The sequence below is a fragment of the Nonomuraea jiangxiensis genome, from assembly GCF_900099965.1.
Lineage (GTDB): Bacteria > Actinomycetota > Actinomycetes > Streptosporangiales > Streptosporangiaceae > Nonomuraea > Nonomuraea jiangxiensis.
In genome coordinates this window covers 172,898-191,056 of record NZ_FNDJ01000018.1, presented here as the reverse complement: position 1 = coordinate 191,056, position 18,159 = coordinate 172,898, and the positions used below count along the sequence as shown (strand labels likewise).

Here is an 18,159-nt window from a genome sequence, read left to right as displayed (position 1 = left end):
GGGCGCTCTCAGCCGAGCTGGGACAGCAGCCATTTCGGGCCGGCCGTTTCGGCGCCCAGCGCGGTGACGCGTTCCTTCAGCCCCCGGTCAGCGGTGACGACGACCACGTGCTCCCACGGCTTGGCCCGGCGTACGACGTCGACGATCGCGTCGTCGCCGCTGCCCATGGCCGCCACGACCTGGATCCCCTGCACGGCCGGAGCGCTCTTCGCCGCCCCCTCCACGACCGCCACCACCCGCGGGAACCACTGCGCCAGCACCGGATGCGACAACCTGAGCCGTGCCACCTCCTCGATCAGCCGGGTCGCGGCGCCCAGCCGGTCGTGCCACCAGCCGCGCTCGGCCCGGGCGCCGACGATGTTCGCCACGTCGAGGACGATGGTCTCGGGCCTGATCACGCCCTGGATCTCGCTCCACGTCGCGGCGAAGCCGGGATGCAGCGTCCTGCCGGTGATCTCGGGCAGGGGCAGCCAGCGCAGCTCGTCGCTCTCGCCGTTGGCGGGCGTCGCGGCCGGCATCTCGGCCGACTCGGCGATCACCGTTTCGAACATCCACCCGCCGTGGTCGTCGCGATAGACGCCCTGCACCCGCAGGCCCTCCTCGCCCAGCGCCGCCTCCTCGCGGGCCTCGCGCAACGCGCTCGCCACCGCGTCCTCGTGGCTGTCGCGGGCCCCGCCGGGCAATCCCCAGGTGCCGCCGTGGTGGCTCCACAAGGAGCGCTTCTGCATGAGCACGTGAGGCACGCCGAGATCGTCATGGTGTACGACGAGGAGCCCCGAAGCGCCGTGCAGCCCCCAGTGCCTGTGACCCAGGGAGCACTCCGCCCAGCCGTCGCCGTCCTTAGCCGCCATGAGGTGATTCTCTCAGCCTCCGCCCTTGCTGAAATGCTGGAAGTCCTTGGTGCCCGCCCAGTAGCCGCCCCACTCCCAGCCGACCTGGGCAAAAGCCTTGACGACCTTGTCGCCAGGATTTATTACGCCTTTCCCCTTGGTCGGGCGCTTAGTGAACTTTTTGGCGTTTTGGTGCTCTGTATGCCCGTCTGAGGTGACATATGGGTTTTCGCGGGGATTGACGTCAATCGCTATGCCGTACGCGTGATTTGACCAGTTGCTCGATCCGGTGGCAGGCCGGCAGTTGAAGGCCGAGGTGTTGTCGGCGTCGATCGAGTCGAAGTCGCTCCCCTTGTACGCGTCCACTAGCTTCATCTGCTTGATCGGCCAGCGCCACCCGTACAGCTTCCTGAAGACCGTGACGATGTCGTCGGTCACCGACGAGCGCACCACCAGCTCCCCGGTGTGCGGCTTGTCGTCGAAGCCCCAGTACGTCAGCGAGACCAGGCGCAGGTCCCGATAGCCGACCGGGCACCCGGGCCGCCACGAGTAGGGCAGCCGGTCCCGCGAGATGCGCGTGACCTTGGCACTGAACGGGGGCGGCCCCGTGGGCGAGGCGCTGGGGGTGGGAGTGGGCGAGGGGGTGGCGGCCGGAGCGGTCGTGGCGTCGACGGGCACGGTCGTCGCCGTCGCGGGCGTCGCGGTCTGGTGCTGCGTTCCGCACGAAACGGACGCGAGCACCACGAGCGCCATGGTGGCAGTACGTTTCATCTGGCCACCATATGCGACATCATGCCTGGTCAGGGCACGATCAGGACCGTTCGCGTGGACCTTTTGGCCAGCCCGACCGCCACCGAGCCCCGCCAGGAGGAGCGCGAGCGGCCCACCACGATGGCGTCGGCCCTGTACGCGGCGGCGAGCGTCTCCAGCTCGCGCGCCGCGTCCCCGCGCACGCTGACGAACTGCCACGGCACCCCGGCGCCCTTCAGCTCCTCCTTGAGGTCGTCGGTGAGGTCGGCCGCCGAGTCGGGGATGATCGGCGACCCGGCGTAGAACCACAAGGTGGTGCTGTAGAGCGACTCGACGAAGGCGACGAGCAGCGCGGCGTCGTCCCTGCGGGCGAGCCCGGCCGCGTACGCGAGCGCGTTGCGGCTCGGGCCCGATCCGTCGAAGCCCACCACGAGCAGGCCGGCGCCGTCCTTGCCGATCTCGAACTCCCCGGCGGGGCCTGTCAGTGGCTCCTGGCCCGGGTCTGTGTCACCGCCGAACACGGCATGTCCAGCGAGGTCAGGCGTCGGCGTGCTTGCCGCGGCGAGCCAGCTCGCGCAGGGCGTCGGCCGCGTAGACCACGAGCGAGACGAACGAGACCGCGGCGATCGAGCCGCCGAGCCACAGATCGTTGACCGTCGCGTCCACGTAGCCGGCGCCCCGCGGCTGGTAGCCGACCGCGAACGGCGCGGCGACCAGCCAGAGGCCGGCCAGGAACAGCAGGACGAGGGCGGAGACGCCCAGTTTGGCCTTCATCGGTTGTCCTCCATTCCGACCAGGGAAGCCTTGCCGTTGCGGCGGTGCTCACCCGGATTGTTCAGGTCTTCACGCAGCGCCTCGACGAGCGGGGCCAGCAGGCTCGCCAGCTCGGCGGAGGACGCCTGGGGCGCCGGCGGCGCGGGCTCGGGCTCCGGCTCGGCCTGGCGCTGCCGCACCACGACCAGGCCCCGCACCACCAGCTCCTCGTAGATCGCCAGGACGAAGCAGATCACCCCGATGAGCCCCACGACGGCCACGCCGAGGCCGGTGAAGAACTCGGTGGCGGTGGGATCCGTCCAGTCGGCGTTCTCCGGCTGGGTGCCGAGGGCGAAGGGGGCGATCATCAGCCACATCCCGGCCATCACGGCCAGGGCGGCGGCGACGGCGCCGACAAACTTGCGGATCATTAAGAGATGCCTCCTGTGACGAGGTCCTTCTGGGGGGATGCGGCCTGCGCGAGCAGGGCGCGCGAGGTGGGCCGCAGCACGCCGTGGGCGACCGATCTGGCCCGCTCCCGTTCGGGGCGGTCGTCGGGCGGCGCCATCCTGGCGACGGCGGTGAGCAGGGCGGAGCGCGTGCCGTTCGCCCGCTCGATGCGCTGGACGACGAGCTCCAGCAGCAGGCCGGCCAGGACCAGGTCGTCCTTGGTGAGGGGCTTGGCCTCCGGCGGGGTCGTGCCGGACCCGCGCAGCGGCAGCTCCTTGAGCAGGAGCGCGCACACGAACCCGAGCACCGCGATGGGCACGCCCACCAGGAACACGGTCTCCAGCCCGCGGGTGAACGACTCCAGCACGATGTTCCTGATCGGGCCGGGCAGGTGCTGGATGGCCTCGGGGCTGCCGAGCTTGACGTCCGCGCCGCCGGGCAGGGCGATGTGCGCCGCCGAGAGCATGGAGGCCATCTCGTCCTTGAGGCGGTTCGTCAGGATGGCGCCGAACGCGGCCACGCCCACCGCGCCGCCCAGCGACCGGAAGAACGAGACGCCCGAGGTGGTGGAGGCCATGTCACGCAGCTCGGAGCCGTTCTGGGCGGCCAGGATCAGCATCTGCATGGACAGGCCGAGCCCGACGCCCAGCACGGCCACGTCGAAGCCGATGAGCCACTCGCTGGAGTCCACGTGCAGCTTGGACAGCAGGAACAGCCCGATGGCCACGATCAGCAGGCCCGCCACCGGGAAGATCTTCCACCTGCCGGTCTGGGTGACGATCTTGCCGGAGATCACGCCGGCCAGGAACAGCGCCACCACCATGGGCAGCGTCATCAGGCCCGAGTTGGTCGGGCTGAGCCCCTTGACGATCTGCAGGTACTGAGGCAGGTAGATCATCGCGCCGAACATCGCCATGCCGACGAACAGCGAGGCCAGGCCGGTGAGCACGAACGTACGGTTACGGAACAGCCGCGGCGGCAGGATCGGGTTGCGCGAGGTCCGCTCGGCCAGCACCGCCAGGGCCAGCATGAGCAGGCAGATCGCGGCCAGGAAGTAGGTCCAGAACGAGTTCCACTCGAACTCGTTGCCGCCGAGCGTCAGCAGCAGCATGAGCGCGCTGGCGCTGGCCGTGATCGTGGTCGCGCCCCAGATGTCGATCGAGGCGCTCCGCCTGACCTTCGGCAGCTTCAGCACCTTCTGGATCACCAGGAAGGACACCACCGCGAACGGCACCACGACGTAGAAGCACCAGCGCCAGCCGAGCCAGTCGGTGTCCACGATGAACCCGCCCAGCAACGGCCCCGCCACGGTGGAGATGCCGAAGACCGCCCCCATGTAGCCGGAGTATCGGCCGCGCTCCCTGGGCGACACGATGTCCCCCAGGATCACCTGGGCGAGGGCCGACAACCCACCCACACCGAGGCCCTGTACGGCACGTGCCGCGATGAGCTCGCCCATGTTCTGGGACAGACCGGCCACCAGCGAGGCCGCGACGAACAAACCCAGGGCCGTCTGGAAGAGCAGCTTCCGGCCGAAGACGTCGGACAGTTTCCCCCACAACGGGGTGGACACCGTCATCGTCAGCATCGTGGCCGACGCCACCCATGAGTACTGGTCCTGACCGCCGAGTTCCCCAACGATCGTCGGCAGCGCGGTGCCCACCACGGAGGTCGAGATCATCGAGGTCAGCATGGCGAGCATGAGCCCGGACATGACCTCGAGGATTTCGCGGTGGGAGTACTGCCGCCTCGTGGGGGCTGCGGCCTGAGTCTGCACTACCAAGACACCACATCCCCTTACGACAACTTTAACCCTTTTGAGTATACGCATGTTTACTAGCCGCGCGGCAAGTGGGTGTCGCTCAGTAGAGTTCGGGGCATGAACGCCCAGGTGAGCGAGGCTCGACCGCGTGACCGCGAGGCCACGCGGGAGCGGATCCTGCAAGCCGCCCGCACGTTGTTCGGCGAGCAGGGCTACGAACGCGTGACCGTCCGCATGATCGCCAGTGCGGCGGAGGCCAACATCGCCTTGGTGGGCCGCTATTTCGGCTCCAAGGCCGGCCTGTTCAGCGCGGTCCTGGAAGGCGAGCCGACCTTCAGGGCCCTGTTCGACGGCCCCCGGGAGGGGCTGCCGCGCCGGTTGGCCGAATACGCGGCCGCGCGGATGGAGCGCCCGCCGGACAGCCCGGTCCTGCGCACGCTCGAACGCTCGGCCGGCCATCCGGAGGTGCAGGCGGTGGCCCGCGAGCGCCTGATCGGGGCGGTGCTCCACCCGCTGGAGTCCTACCTCGAAGGCCCGGACGCGCTCGCGCGGGCCCGCATGGCCACCTCCGTCGTCCTCGGCGTCGCCGCCACCCGCCGCCGCCTCGGCCCGGTGACCGCGACGGCGGCCGACGTCGACCGCCTGACCGCCGTCTTCGAGGCGTGCCTGGCCGAGTAGGTCCCGCCAGGTGAAACTTTCACCCCCCGGGGTGCTGCTGGCCTGCGGTGATGGCGGTCGGGGAGGTCCGAGGTCTTTGATCGGCCGGGGACGGCTACCTACCATCCGGGGTATCCGTGGGAGCGCTCCCACATGACGGACGGAGTGAATGGTGAAGTCTCGTAGCAGGCCCGTACTGGCGGCGCTTCTCACGGCGGCCGCCACGGCCGTGGCAGGGGCGGTCGTGCTCTCGTCGTCCACCGCCCGGGCCGCCGACTCCGCTTTCTACGTCGATCCCCAGACCAACGCGGCCAGGTGGGTGGCCGCGAACCCGGCCGACAGCCGGACCCCGGTGATCAGGGACAGGATCGCCGCCGTGCCCCAGGGCCGGTGGTTCGCCACGTACAACCCCACCACCGTGCGCGGCCAGGTCGACGCCTACGTCGGCGCGGCCGCGGCGGCCGGCAAGATCCCGATCATGGTCGTGTACGCCATGCCGAACCGCGACTGCGGCGGCGCGAGCGCCGGCGGCGCCCCGGACCACACGGCGTACCGGGCCTGGATCGACCAGATCGCCGCCGGCGTGGCCGGCCGGCCCGCGGCGATCGTGCTGGAGCCGGACGCGCTGGCGATCATGTCCAACTGCATGAACTCCGCCCAGCAGGCCGAGGTGCGGGCCTCCATGGCGTACGCGGGCAAGCGGCTCAAGGGCACGTCGTCGCAGACCAAGGTGTACTTCGACATCGGGCACGACGGCTGGCTGGGGGCCTCGGAGGCCGCCGCCCGGCTGACCGGCTCGGACGTGGCCAACAGCGCCGACGGCATCGCGGTCAACACCTCGAACTACCGGGCCACGCCGGGGTTGGTGTCGTACGCCAAGAGCGTCATCGCGGCGACCGGCGTGTCCAGGTTGAAGGCGGTCATCGACACCAGCCGCAACGGCAACGGCCCCCAGGGCAGCGAGTGGTGCGACCCGGCGGGCCGCGCGACGGGCATCTGGAGCACCACGAACACGGGGGACGCGGCCATCGACGCCTACCTGTGGGTCAAGCCGCCCGGCGAGGCCGACGGGTGCATCGCGGGGGCGGGACAGTTCGTGCCGCAGCGGGCGTACGACCTGGCCATGGCCGCGCCGCCGCCGACGGTCAGCCCGACCGTGACCCCCACCGTCACCCCGACGGTGACCCCCACCGTGACACCCACCGTCACCCCGACCGTGGGACCGGGCGGGTGCGCGGCCACGTACCGGGTGACGAGCCAGTGGCAGGGCGGCTTCCAGGGTGAGGTCACCGTGCGGAACACCGGCTCGGCCGCCATCGGCGGCTGGCGGGTCGGCTGGACGTTCCCGAACGGTCAGACGATCTCGCAGCTCTGGAACGGCACCCTGTCCGGCACCGGCACCGTCACCGTGACGAACCTCAACTGGAACGGCGCACTGGCGCCCGCCGGGACCACCACGTTCGGCTTCCTCGGCGCCCACAACGGGCAGAACGGTACTCCGTCCACCGTCACCTGCACCGCCTCCTGAAAGCCCGATGAGCCCCTGCGCGGCGTCCCGCAGGGGCTCATCGGCGAAATAACGCCGCCTTCTCCGCTGTTACCTACACCCAGCACACAGGTCTGCGAAAGGCGCGTAACTCATGGCTCTGCCGCTGTCCATCCTTGATCTGGCACATATCGGCGAGGGCGAGACGGCGCGCGACAGCCTCACGGCGAGCCTGACCCTGGCACAGCGTGCGGAGGAACTGGGATATCGGCGGATCTGGTACGCCGAGCACCACAACATGGCGAGCATCGCGTCCTCGGCGACCAGCGTGCTCATCGCGCACATAGCCGCCCACACCACGACGATCCGCCTCGGGGCGGGCGGCGTCATGCTCCCGAACCACGCCCCGCTGACCATCGCCGAGCAGTTCGGCACCCTGGAAACCCTGCACCCCGGCCGTATCGACCTCGGTCTCGGCCGGGCGCCTGGCAGCGACCAGCAGACCATGCGGGCCCTGCGCCGCACGCCCTCCGCCGCCGACACCTTCCCGCAGGACGTGCTGGAGCTCCAGGGATACCTGACGGGCGAGTCCAGGATCCCGGGGGTGGACGCCACGCCGGGCAAGGGCACCGACGTGCCGCTGTACATCCTCGGCTCCTCCCTGTTCGGGGCCCAGCTCGCCGCCGCGCTCGGGCTCCCGTACGCGTTCGCCTCCCACTTCGCGCCCACCGCGCTGGAGGAGGCCGTCGCCATCTACCGCCGGGACTTCAAGCCTTCCGCGCAGCTCGACCGCCCGTACGTGATCGCGGCGCTCAACGTGATCGCCGCTGATACGACCGAGGAGGCGCAGCGGCAGTTCCTGGACTCCAAGCGGTTCCGGGTGAGCAGGTTCCTCGGGCGGGGGCGTACGTTCACGCCGGAGGAGGCGGACATGATCCTCGAATCGCCGGCCGGGCAGCAGATCGTCCAGATGGCCCGCTATTCCGCCGTCGGAAACCCGGACGAGGTGCGGGACTACGTGACCTGGTTCGCAGGGCACGCCCAGGCCGACGAGCTGATCGTGGTCTTCCCGGCCCCGGACCGGAAGGCGTGGCTGCGCTCGGCCGAGCTGCTGGCACAGGTGAACGACCAGGCGTGAGCCCGCGGCGCGGCGACGGCCTCTCCGTTACTCACCGCTGTTGGGCTAATGCCGGACTACTGGAACAAGCTCCTCGGCGAGCTGGGCGAGCTCTGGCGCCTCGGCGGGGCGATCCGCTCAGAGGTCCGCGAGCCGGGCGAGCGCGGCGCGGATCGTGGTCACGCGCTCGGGCAGCGGCCCCGCCGGGACGTCGATGAGCCGGAAGCCGAAGTCGCGATAGGTCCGCTCGTGGAGGCGTTCGAACTCCAGGGATTCCTCGAAGCTGATCCGGCGGGCCTCGGTCGGCTCGCAGAAGCCGAGATTACGGACGAAGAACACGTGCGGGTCGTAGACCTGCTCCCGGGTGATCCTGTCGATCTCGGCGGACAGGGCCGGGGAGACCGGATGTCCGACGTACGTGCTGAGGGCGTGGGTGCAGACCGGCGACCGGTCGAAGAAGACGGCCGGACGGTCCGGGGGGTGTGCGGTGCCGGTCGTCTGCCGTAGCCGTTGCAGGGTCACGACCTTGTCGATGAAGGACGGGCGGGTCCACGGCTCGGCGTCGCCGCGGGCCTGCTCGTCCGCGATGACCGCCGTGGCCGCCTCCTCGACCGTCGCGTACCCGAGGGCCGCGAGGCTTCGCAAGATCGTGGTCTTGCCGGCGCCGGGGGTGCCGGTGAGGATGTAACGCTTCATGGTCGTCTGGATGCCTTTCGGGCAAAGTGCCGCGTCGCCGGGAAATGGGGAGTGAGCGCCAGGCCGGCGGCGACCATCGGGCTCGACCAATGCCGGGCGCGAGCGGCCGAGCTGGGAAAACGTTGCTTGACACAGTCATAAACTTGCACTATTCGTTCTCTTGGACAGTTCAGGTTTAGGGAGTAGGTTTGGGCCATGACCGCACCCAGGACCCCGACCACCGCCGAGGAGTTGCGCGGTGCGGGCTTGCGGGTGACCGCCGCCCGTGTCGCGCTGCTGGAGACCGTCCGCGACGGTGACCACCTCGGAGTCGAGGCGATCACGGCCGGGGTGCGCGAACGCGTTGGCCACATCTCCCTTCAAGCCGTGTACGAAGCCCTCCACGCTCTCACCGCGGCCGGACTCGTCCGCCGCATCGAGCCGGCCGGCAGCCCTGCCCGGTTCGAGGGACGCGTCGGTGACAACCACCACCACATCGTGTGCAGGTCGTGCGGTGCCGTCGCGGACGTCGACTGCGCGGTCGGAGAGGTGCCCTGTCTGACCGCGTCCGACACCCATGGCTTCTCGATCGACGAGGCCGAGGTCACCTACTGGGGCCTTTGCCCCGACTGCTCCGGCAACCGCACTTCCTGAAGATCATGATCGCCTAATCCGGAAGGATTCCATGTCCGAGAACCATGACGCCATCGTCACCGACGCGAAGACGGAGGGCGCGGCCGGCTGCCCGGTCGCGCACGACCGTGCGCCGCACCCGACCCAGGGTGGCGGCAACCGCCAGTGGTGGCCGGACCGGCTCAACCTGAAGATCCTCGCGAAGAACCCCGCCGTGGCCAACCCGCTCGGTGCGGACTTCGACTACGCCGAGGAGTTCAAGACCCTTGACCTCGCGGCCGTCAAGCGGGACATCGCCGAGGTGCTGACCACCTCGCAGGACTGGTGGCCGGCCGACTTCGGTCACTACGGCCCGTTCATGATCCGGATGGCGTGGCACAGCGCGGGCACCTACCGCATCAGCGACGGCCGCGGTGGTGGCGGCGCCGGACAGCAGCGCTTCGCCCCGCTCAACAGCTGGCCGGACAACGGGAACCTCGACAAGGCCCGCCGCCTGCTCTGGCCGGTCAAGAAGAAGTACGGCAAGAAGCTTTCCTGGGCCGACCTCATGATCCTCACCGGCAACGTCGCCCTGGAGTCGATGGGCTTCAAGACCTTCGGCTTCGCCGGCGGCCGGGCGGACGTGTGGGAGCCTGACGAGGACGTCTACTGGGGCCCCGAGACCACCTGGCTCGGCGACGAGCGCTACACCGGCGACCGGGAGCTTGAGGACCCGCTGGGCGCGGTCCAGATGGGCCTCATCTACGTCAACCCGGAGGGCCCCAACGGCACCCCGGACCCGCTCGCCGCGGCCCGCGACATCCGTGAGACGTTCCGCCGGATGGCGATGAACGACGAGGAGACCGCCGCCCTGATCGTGGGCGGCCACACCTTCGGCAAGACCCACGGCGCCGGCCCGGCGGAGAGCGTCGGCCCCGACCCCGAGGCCGCCCCGATCGAGGCCCAGGGCCTGGGCTGGAAGAGCACGTACGGCACCGGCAAGGGCGGCGACGCGATCACCAGCGGCCTGGAGGGCATCTGGACGAACACGCCGCTGCAGTGGGACAACAGCTTCCTGGAGATCCTGTACGGCTACGAGTGGGAGCTGTTCCAGAGCCCGGCCGGCGCCAACCAGTGGCGGCCCAAGGACGGCGCCGGGGCGGGCACCGTGCCCGACGCCCACGACCCGTCGAAGACCCACGCCCCGACGATGCTCACGACCGACCTCGCGCTCCGCGTCGACCCGATCTACGAGCAGATCACGCGTCGCTGGCTGGCCAACCCCGACGAGCTCACGGACGCCTTCGCCCGCGCCTGGTACAAGCTGACCCACCGCGACATGGGCCCGATCGTGCGCTACCTCGGCCCGGAGGTCCCGGACGAGGTGCTGCTGTGGCAGGACCCCATCCCCGCGGTGACGCACGAGCTCATCGACGCCGCCGACGCCGCCGCGCTCAAGGCCCAGATCCTCGCCTCCGGCCTGTCGGTGCCGCAGCTCGTGTCCGCCGCCTGGGCGTCCGCCTCGTCCTTCCGCGGCAGTGACAAGCGCGGCGGCGCCAACGGCGCCCGCATCCGCCTGCAGCCGCAGAGCGGGTGGGAGGTCAACGACCCCGACCAGCTCGCGACGGTGCTGCGCACGCTGGGGGGCATCCAGGAGACCTTCAACGCCGCCCAGAGCGGTGGCAAGCAGGTCTCGATGGCCGACCTGATCGTGCTGGCCGGCAACGCGGCCGTCGAGCAGGCCGCCAAGGACGCCGGCGTCGACGTGGAGGTCCCGTTCCGGCCGGGCCGCGGTGACGCGCTGCAGGAGCAGACGGACGTGGAGTCGTTCGCCGCGCTGGAGCCGAAGGCCGACGGGTTCCGCAACTACGTCGGGAAGGGCAACCGCCTGCCCGCCGAATACCTGCTGCTCGACCGGGCCAACCTGCTGACCCTGAGCGCTCCGGAGCTGACGGTCCTCGTCGGCGGCCTCCGCGTCCTGGGCGCCAACTACCAGCAGTCCTCGCTCGGCGTCTTCACCGAGACCCCCGGGGTCCTGACGAACGACTTCTTCGTCAACCTGCTCGACATGGGCACGACGTGGACGGCGACCTCGGAGGACGCGACCACGTTCGAGGGCCGCGACGCCACGGGCGCGGTCAAGTGGACCGGCACCCGGGCCGACCTCGTCTTCGGCTCCAACTCGGAGCTGCGCGCGCTCGCCGAGGTCTACGCGAGCGACGACGCCAAGGAGAAGTTCGCGAAGGACTTCGTCGCGGCGTGGGCCAAGGTCATGGAGCTCGACCGGTTCGACCTCGTCTGATCATGACGGGACCCTCCTGACGGAGGACAATGAAGGCCCGCTCCCAGGTGCTGCCTGGTAGCGGGCCTTTCTCGCTCAGCCGAGGATCACGTACGGCTCCGGGGGCTCGCCGGGGAAGCCCAGCGGGGCGTACGGCACCGGGTTCTCCACCACCGGGATCGGCTGGTCCGTCGGGGTCAGCCGGTGCTCCACCACGTCGCCGTGCGGGCCGACGGCGCCGAAGTGGTAGCCCCGTTCCCGGACGGCGTCGATGAGCAGCGCCAGGCCGCCGTTCGTGCCGGGACCGGCCGGGCTGTCGTACGGGCCGTCGTGCAGCGCGATGATCGCGCCCGGGTGGAGCTGATCGACGATCGCGTCGCTGATCTCCCGCGGCGTGCGCCCCGGCACCCAGTCGTCGGTGCCGATGCGGGTCAGGTAGGCCGTGTAGCCCAGGTCCGCGATGATCTGCCGGACCTGCGCGTTCGCGGCGCCGAACGGCGGGCGGACGCCCAGGAACGAGATCGGGGCACCGGCTGCCGCGAACGCGGCCTCCGCGGCGGCGAGCTCCCGGCGGACGCCGTCGGGGCCCTCGCGGTCCAGCACCTCGTCGAGGTTCGCATGGCTGTGGGTGTGGTTGAGCAGTTGGTGCCCCTCGGCCAGCTGGAACCGGGCGAAGTGCGGGTTCGCCGCGACCCGGGCACCGGTGTCCATGAACACGCCGGGCACCCGCTTCTCGCGGAGGATCCGCAGAGTCTCGGTCCGGTAGTGCGACGGGCCGTCGTCGAACTGGATGGCCACGCGGCGAGCGCTTGTCACCGGGCCGCTCCTTCGGGTCGAGTGCGGGTCACCATCGTTCGAGCGAGCCGAGCAGCATCCAGCCGGCGATCCCGGCGAAGAAGAGGGCGAGCACGATCTGCACGACGAGCCCGGTCCCGCCGTCCAGGCCGTAGGCCAGGGCGTCCGTCGCCATGCTCACCGGCACGAAGCTCATGAACATCCAGGCGAACGTGCGGAAGGCGAGCATGAAGAACCCGTCCCACCAGCCGTACAGCAGCCCCCACAGCATCACCCCGAGCCCGAGGTAGGCGAGGTAGAGCCAGTAGCCGAGCGTCTCGCCGGCCTCCGGGAGGAACCACTGCTCCCCTCCCATCACCTCCACGCCGACGACCTCCCCGCGCCAGAGCCGCAGCCTGGCGGGCTCTCCCTCCCGGGCCTTGCCGTAGAAGTCCTCCGACACGTCGCTGGTCTGCCGGGAACCATCGGCCCGCTGCCAGGTGACCTCGTAGTGGGTGGTCGTGCTGGTGCTGGTGTGGCCGTTGGCGTCGGTGCTCGTCGTCGTCGTGGTGTAGGTGCGCCGGGCGGCGACGGAGCCCGCCTCGCTGCCGAAACAGCCGTCGGCACCCCGGTCGTCGCACGCGACCACCTCGCGGAACTCGCGGGTCTGCCGGTAGGGCGCGGCGGCGCCGACCAGGGCCGCCACGAGCACCCCGAGCCCGAGGGCGGCCACGATCCACCGCCCTAAGGAGCGTCCGGGAAACGATCGGCGGCGTGACGGTCGACGGCTCCTCCGCAACCTCATGATCCTCCCATGACGTGGCGTGGCGACCATAACACTCGCGCGCGGTTCGCCGGGCCGTCAGGCCCAGCCGTAGACCGAGCGGATGGCGGCGGCGATCTCGTTGACCAGGCCGGTGTTGTCGCCGTTGACCATGACGGCGTATCCGGCGCCCAGCTCGGGATAGCCCTTGAACACCGACTTGAAGCCGTGGTTCGAGCCGTCGTGCGTGTAGGAGAAGCTCTTCGTCCCTGAGCCGGCGATGAAGTAGCCCCGGCCCATGTCGGGCTGCGCACCCTTGCTCAGCATCGTACGAACCGACGACCGGGAGAGCGGCCCCGCGATGTCGCCGGAGGCGGTCCACGCCTTGTTGAGGTAGCAGATCAGCCGGGACAGGTCGAGGACGTTCGTGTAGAGGCCGGCCGCGGCCGACTCCGGATACCGGTTGTGCCCGCCCGGGATCACCGCTCCCGTGGTGGTGTGCCCGGAGGCCAGCTCGAACGCCGGGGTCAGCGCGTAGGAGCTGGTCGTCATGCCGAGGGGCGTGAAGACCTCGTCGGTCATGTACCGGTCGAGGGTCTGGCCGGTCTCCTGCTCCACCATCCGTTGCAGCAGTACGTAGCCGGCGCCGGAATAGTGGTATTCCGCGCCGGGTGTCGTGGTCAGCTCGATGCGCGGGGAGTTGCCCTCGCCGTTCATCACCTGGAGCAGTGAGGGCACGGTCGCGCCCTGGCCGTACCCGGCGAAGCCGCCGCCCCCGGCGGTGAAGCCGGAGCAGGCGTCGGCCGGCGAGGTCGAGCCGCGCCCGATGATCCCGGCCCGGTGGCTCAGCACGCGGTCGATCGTCGGCACCGCCGACTCCGGCACGCACGCCCGCCGGGGCAGGGTCCAGTCGAGGTAGGGCCGGATGTCGTCGGTGAGCGATTTCTTGCGGGTCTGCAGCAGCCGCATCACGCCGATCGCGGTGACGGCCTTGCTGATGGAGGCGGCCTGGAAGCCGGACTCCGGATGCACGGCGGCGGTCCCGCCCGCCGTCAGCCGGCCGTACCCGGTGGACCAGGCGACCCGGTTGCCGGTCACCACCGCGACGGCCACGCCGGGCGTCTTCCAGGCGCTCATCCGCTGCCAGACGGTGCCGCCCTGCACGTTGTTCTCCACCTGGCGTACCCGGTCGGCGGGCAACACCGGGGCCTTGCCGCGCGAGCACAGCGACCAGCCGTCGTTCACCGGCGAGAAGGCCACGTTGTGCAGCTCCCAGCCGCCGCCGGCGAGCTCGTTCATCTGCTGGTAGCACTCGTCGTCGATGCCGCGGGCGAAGAAGCGGTCCTGGGCGACCACCGTCCAGCCGCCACCGTACGGGAAGGCGACGCGGGTCACCCGCCGGCCGCCCTGCGTCAGGTTGCGCATCATCTGGTAGCACTCGTCATCGACGCCGCGGGCGAAGAAACCGGTCGTGGTGACCACCACCCAGCGGTTCCCGCCGGCCGGCGGGAAGGCCACGTGCGCCACCGGCTGCCCGGCCGCGTAGTTGTCGGCGATCCGCTGCCGGCACTCCTCGGGCAGCCCGCGCGACGACATCCCCTTGTCGGTGGTGATCACCCAGCGGTCGCCGCCCTCGGGCGGGAAGGCCACGCAGGTGACCTTCCTCCCGGCCTTGAGCAGGCCGGCCAGCTCGGTGAAGCACGCGTCGGGGATGCCGCGGGCGAAATAGCGGCCGTCCTGGGTGACGATGACCCAGCCGTTGGACGGCGTGAACGCGAACGCCGTCACGCCGTACGGCGCCAGCTCGCCCATCTTGGTGGTCGCCTCGGCGGGCACCCGGCGGTTGACGTAGGGGTAGCTCGCCGCCTGGGCCGCAGAGCCGAATGCGGACAACCCGACACCGAGCCCGGTGGCGGTGGTCACGGCCAGGAAACTTCTGCGGTCCATGCGGGCGACTCCTCAACAAGGTCAACAGATTGTCAAGCCCGTAAATACTGGCAGATGTGCCGATCTGCCCGACGGCGGGCCGGCGCCTTGGTACTGGTTCGCCGTGCCGATACGACCGCGGGCTGGACGTGGACGGCCGAGGTGCGCTTGACATGATCGCGCCGCGAGCGATACACACCGCGGGTGTCGTCGAAAACCGCCGTGCCCGCCTTATGTACGGCGGTCGTCCTGATGCCGCTGGTGCCCGCCGTCATCGCGCCCAGGGCCGCGAACGTCGTCATCGGCGTGGCCATCGCCGCGTTCCTGATCGTGCCGGTCGTGGTGCTGCGCCGCCGGCGGTGGGCGTCGCGGCTGGGCGCCGCGCTGCTGGTCCTGCTCGCCGTGGCCGTCGCCCTGCCGATCACCGGGCTCGGCGCGCCGAGCGAAGAGGAGCTCCAGCGTTACGCGGTCATCCACGCGATCAACGGCGGACCGGCCGACTCCGGCGGGTCTCCGTGGCTCCTGCCCTGGTACTCCGCTGATCTGCTGCTGATCGCCGCCGCCTGCCTCGCCGCGGCGGCTCTGCTACCGGCCCTCGGCCGGGCCGTCCACGGCGACGGCCGGCCGGCCCTTCGGCCGCTGCGCTGGCGGTGGCCGCTGCTCCTGTGGGGCGTCGCCCTGGCGCTGGTGAGCGTTCCCCAGGCGCTGTACGTGGCGGCCGTCGCGGACGGGTCGGTCGATCAGGGCATCATCTTGTGGGACGGGAGCTGCGCGGGAGCCCTGGAGGCGGTCCTGCTCGGGCCGGTGATGATCATGCTCGTCCTGGTCCCGCTGCCGATCATGGTCGCGGTGGGCTTCGGGCTGTGGGCGCTGCTGGCCGGCACCGGCCACCGGCCGCTGGGCCGGGTGGTCGGCTGGCTGACGGTGGTCCCTCTTGTGGCCAGTGACCTCGTGCTCAACTGGCTGCCCGCCCTCGGGTGCGCGCGCTCCTCGGAGGAGGCGGCCCATCCGGTGACGCTCGCGTGGGCGTGGCACACACTCCTCCCTGTCGTCCTGATCGTGCTCGCGGTACGGTTGCGCCGCGTCTCCACGCCGGACGAGAACCGACCGGCCGCCGAGAAGGGAGCGTACGACCATGCGTGAGCCCGGGCCCGCGACCGATGACGCGGCCCCTCACTTACGCACCGCCCCGAAGACACGCCGTCGGCTCAGCATGCGGCCGGCGGGAGCGCTGTTACTGGCCGCAGGGCTGATGGTGGCTGTCGGATATTTCCTGATCCGACCCGCAGAACGCGTCATCACGGTGGACAACGTCGAGGTCCACTACCTGCCACCCGAACTGGGCACACCCCGCACCCAGCCCGTCAAGGACGGCCCCCTAAAGGGGCACCGCCATCTCCTGGGGAACCGCCGAGGACCTCGTCCGCATCACCGTCTACCGCAACACGAACATCCGCAGCCCGGACGACCTCGACCGGCTGGCCCTGCCACCGAATGGCAGGTCCACCATCTGGGAGGAATACGCGCGCACCACCCCCGAGCGGAACGACCTCCTCTGGATCGAACAGCACGGCCTCCTGCTGCGCGTCACCGTGGGCAGTAACCACATCGACGACCTACGGTTCATCGCCGGCAAGCTGAAACCCGTGAACCTGACCGGCGCAGCGGGAGGCCACTTCGAAGGGCTGCGCATCGGCTACCTGCCCCAAGGCGTGACCTTGTGGAGCACGTACACATCGCAAGGGGGCGAGCGTGACTATCGCTCCCGTACCTGGCGAGCCGACGGCAAGAGCATCACCCTGACCGCGGAATGGCTGCATGGCCGCCCCCTCACCCGATGGGCCCGGCAGAGCCTGGATCTTCGCCTGGAAAGCCCCACTCCGATGCACGGCGAGGCGGCCGTTCACCGCAGCGAGGACGGCAGCGCCCTGGTCTGGAAGGGCCGGCATGGTGAGGGCTACGCTCTGACGGCCGCGGGCGGTCTCGGGGACGAGCTCGACCGGGTCTTCGCCGGCCTCACCCCGGACGTCCCGGGCCAGTTGGGAGGATCGCCACATGGCCCAGGCTGACCGCCGCAGGGACCATCGGCACCGGCCGCTCTCGGGCCGGAACCCGAAGGAGTCGCACCGGACCGCGACCCCGCTGGAGCTCCTCTACGACCTGACGTTCGTGGTCGCGTTCGGGACCGCCGCGAACGAGCTGGCGCACTACCTGGCGGAGGGCCACGTCGGCACGGCGATCGCGGGCTTCTGCTTCGCGGTCTTCGCCGTCGCCTGGGCCTGGATGAACTACTCCTGGTTCGCCTCGGCGTACGACAACGACGACTGGGTGTTCCGGGTCGCCACGATGGTGCAGATGGTCGGTGTGATCATCAACGCGCTCGGCATCGAGGAGATGTTCGCCTCCATCGACCGGGGGGCTTCCCCGGACATCGACGTGATGGTGCTCGGATATGTCGTGATGCGGGTGTCCATGCTGTTCCTGTGGGCGCTGGTCGCCCGGCACGACCCGGGTCGCATGCCGGCGGCGCGCAAGTTCATGTGGACGATCGGCGGCGCGCAGGTCGGCTGGGTGGCCTTCGCCCTGCTGGACCTGCCCCTGTCGGCGTTCCTCTTGGGGTGTGTCGGGCTGTTCGCCGTCGAGCTGGTCGGCCCCGTACTGGCCCAGCGCCGCAGTCCCACGCCGTGGCACGCGCACCACATCGCGGAGCGGCACGGCCTGCTCGTGCTGATCACGCTGGGCGAGGGGGTCATCGGCACGGTCGCGGCCCTCAACGCGCTCGTGCACGCCGAGCATGGCTGGACCGTGGACGTCGCGCTGCTCGCCGTGGCGGGTATCGGGCTCACGTTCGGCATCTGGTGGATGTACTTCGTCGTGCCCTGGGCCGAGGTGCTGGAGCGGCACCGGGAACGGGCGTACCTGTGGAGTGCCGGCCACATCCTGCTGTTCGGCTCCATCGCCGCCACGGGCGCCGGGCTCCACGTCGCGGCGTACTTCCTGGAGCGCGCCGCCGCCCTGGACCCCACCGCCACGGTGCTGACCGTCGCGGTGCCGCTGTCGTTCTTCGTCCTGACGCTGTACGTCCTCTACTCGATCTTCATGCGGCACCGCGACCCGTTCCACCTGCTGCTCCTGGCGGGCACCGCGGGGGTGGTGGTGGTCGCCGTGGTCTGCGCCGAGCTGGGGCTGAGCATGTCGTGGTGCCTGGTGGTGCTGATGCTCGCGCCGGCCGTGACGGTGGTCGGCTACGAGACGGTGGGTCATCGACACGTCGCCGAGGCGTTGTCGAGGGACTGACGACGGGGTCGGAGTCACTCGCCCCC

The 18,159-nt window shown here is 70.5% G+C and carries 18 protein-coding genes; 8 read left to right on the top strand and 10 right to left on the bottom strand.

The annotated features are described in order from the left end of the window. Positions 1 to 8: 8 nt before the first annotated feature. From BLS95_RS34945 to BLS95_RS34920, 6 genes are read right to left on the bottom strand one after another with little or no spacing between them, the layout of a single operon-like run. A complete protein-coding gene (locus BLS95_RS34945; RefSeq protein ID WP_090941536.1) occupies positions 9 to 851 on the bottom strand; it encodes an NUDIX hydrolase in 843 nt (280 codons plus the stop codon). Between the two features lie 12 nt (positions 852 to 863). Further along, positions 864 to 1,583, bottom strand: coding sequence for a M15 family metallopeptidase (locus BLS95_RS34940; RefSeq protein ID WP_090941535.1), 720 nt, complete (start codon positions 1,581 to 1,583; stop codon positions 864 to 866). A gap of 47 nt (positions 1,584 to 1,630) precedes the next feature. After that, on the bottom strand, positions 1,631 to 2,101 hold the full coding sequence (locus BLS95_RS34935) for a universal stress protein (protein ID WP_176993543.1): 471 nt from the start codon (positions 2,099 to 2,101) through the stop codon (positions 1,631 to 1,633). Between the two features lie 16 nt (positions 2,102 to 2,117). Next, entirely contained in the window at positions 2,118 to 2,354 is a 237-nt protein-coding gene (locus tag BLS95_RS34930) for a hypothetical protein (protein ID WP_090941528.1), read from the bottom strand. After that, the gene (locus BLS95_RS34925; protein ID WP_090941521.1) at positions 2,351 to 2,764 is read right to left on the bottom strand and encodes a hypothetical protein; all 414 of its coding nucleotides are present in this window, start codon (positions 2,762 to 2,764) and stop codon (positions 2,351 to 2,353) included. The genes BLS95_RS34930 and BLS95_RS34925 overlap by 4 nt, the downstream gene beginning before the upstream one ends. After that, positions 2,764 to 4,614, bottom strand: a complete 1,851-nt coding sequence (locus BLS95_RS34920; protein WP_176993542.1) for an MDR family MFS transporter — start codon at positions 4,612 to 4,614, stop codon at positions 2,764 to 2,766. The genes BLS95_RS34925 and BLS95_RS34920 overlap by 1 nt, the downstream gene beginning before the upstream one ends. A gap of 48 nt (positions 4,615 to 4,662) precedes the next feature. Between BLS95_RS34920 and BLS95_RS34915 the strand changes: the two genes are divergently transcribed. The 3 genes from BLS95_RS34915 (at position 4,663) to BLS95_RS34905 (ending at position 7,826) form a co-directional block, all read left to right on the top strand. Further along, entirely contained in the window at positions 4,663 to 5,223 is a 561-nt protein-coding gene (locus tag BLS95_RS34915; RefSeq protein ID WP_090941515.1) for a TetR/AcrR family transcriptional regulator, read from the top strand. Positions 5,224 to 5,371: 148 nt separating this feature from the next. Next, on the top strand, positions 5,372 to 6,730 hold the full coding sequence (locus BLS95_RS34910; protein ID WP_090941507.1) for a glycoside hydrolase family 6 protein: 1,359 nt from the start codon (positions 5,372 to 5,374) through the stop codon (positions 6,728 to 6,730). A 112-nt stretch (positions 6,731 to 6,842) separates the two neighbouring features. Beyond that, positions 6,843 to 7,826, top strand: a complete 984-nt coding sequence (locus BLS95_RS34905; RefSeq protein ID WP_090941504.1) for an LLM class flavin-dependent oxidoreductase — start codon at positions 6,843 to 6,845, stop codon at positions 7,824 to 7,826. A gap of 117 nt (positions 7,827 to 7,943) precedes the next feature. Here BLS95_RS34905 and BLS95_RS34900 read toward each other — a convergent pair whose 3' ends face one another. Continuing rightward, positions 7,944 to 8,501 (bottom strand): AAA family ATPase, encoded by a 558-nt coding sequence (locus BLS95_RS34900; protein ID WP_090941500.1) that lies wholly within the window; start codon positions 8,499 to 8,501, stop codon positions 7,944 to 7,946. A gap of 195 nt (positions 8,502 to 8,696) precedes the next feature. Here BLS95_RS34900 and BLS95_RS34895 point away from each other — a divergent pair, with 195 nt between their 5' ends. Both BLS95_RS34895 and katG read left to right on the top strand, forming a co-directional pair. Further along, entirely contained in the window at positions 8,697 to 9,134 is a 438-nt protein-coding gene (locus tag BLS95_RS34895) for a Fur family transcriptional regulator (RefSeq protein ID WP_090941497.1), read from the top strand. A 31-nt stretch (positions 9,135 to 9,165) separates the two neighbouring features. Beyond that, on the top strand, positions 9,166 to 11,394 hold the full coding sequence (gene katG / locus BLS95_RS34890; protein WP_090941494.1) for a catalase/peroxidase HPI: 2,229 nt from the start codon (positions 9,166 to 9,168) through the stop codon (positions 11,392 to 11,394). Positions 11,395 to 11,469: 75 nt separating this feature from the next. Here the strand turns inward: katG and BLS95_RS34885 are convergent, their stop codons facing one another. From BLS95_RS34885 to BLS95_RS34875, 3 genes are all read right to left on the bottom strand, one after another. After that, positions 11,470 to 12,189, bottom strand: a complete 720-nt coding sequence (locus BLS95_RS34885; protein WP_090941491.1) for a polysaccharide deacetylase family protein — start codon at positions 12,187 to 12,189, stop codon at positions 11,470 to 11,472. Positions 12,190 to 12,217: 28 nt separating this feature from the next. Further along, the gene (locus BLS95_RS34880; RefSeq protein WP_090941488.1) at positions 12,218 to 12,880 is read right to left on the bottom strand and encodes a DUF2500 family protein; all 663 of its coding nucleotides are present in this window, start codon (positions 12,878 to 12,880) and stop codon (positions 12,218 to 12,220) included. 129 nt (positions 12,881 to 13,009) lie between these two features. Continuing rightward, positions 13,010 to 14,857, bottom strand: a complete 1,848-nt coding sequence (locus tag BLS95_RS34875) for a serine hydrolase domain-containing protein (RefSeq protein ID WP_090941485.1) — start codon at positions 14,855 to 14,857, stop codon at positions 13,010 to 13,012. Between the two features lie 183 nt (positions 14,858 to 15,040). Here BLS95_RS34875 and BLS95_RS34870 point away from each other — a divergent pair, with 183 nt between their 5' ends. The 3 genes from BLS95_RS34870 (at position 15,041) to BLS95_RS34860 (ending at position 18,133) form a co-directional block, all read left to right on the top strand. Continuing rightward, positions 15,041 to 15,979 carry a hypothetical protein gene (locus BLS95_RS34870; protein ID WP_090941482.1) on the top strand — a complete coding sequence of 313 codons (939 nt, stop codon included), beginning with the start codon at positions 15,041 to 15,043 and terminating at the stop codon, positions 15,977 to 15,979. 503 nt (positions 15,980 to 16,482) lie between these two features. Continuing rightward, a complete protein-coding gene (locus tag BLS95_RS34865) occupies positions 16,483 to 16,905 on the top strand; it encodes a hypothetical protein (protein WP_143043988.1) in 423 nt (140 codons plus the stop codon). Then, positions 16,892 to 18,133: a low temperature requirement protein A gene (locus BLS95_RS34860; protein ID WP_090941475.1), complete on the top strand. Its 1,242-nt coding sequence runs from the start codon at positions 16,892 to 16,894 to the stop codon at positions 18,131 to 18,133. The genes BLS95_RS34865 and BLS95_RS34860 overlap by 14 nt, the downstream gene beginning before the upstream one ends. Positions 18,134 to 18,159: the final 26 nt, after the last annotated feature.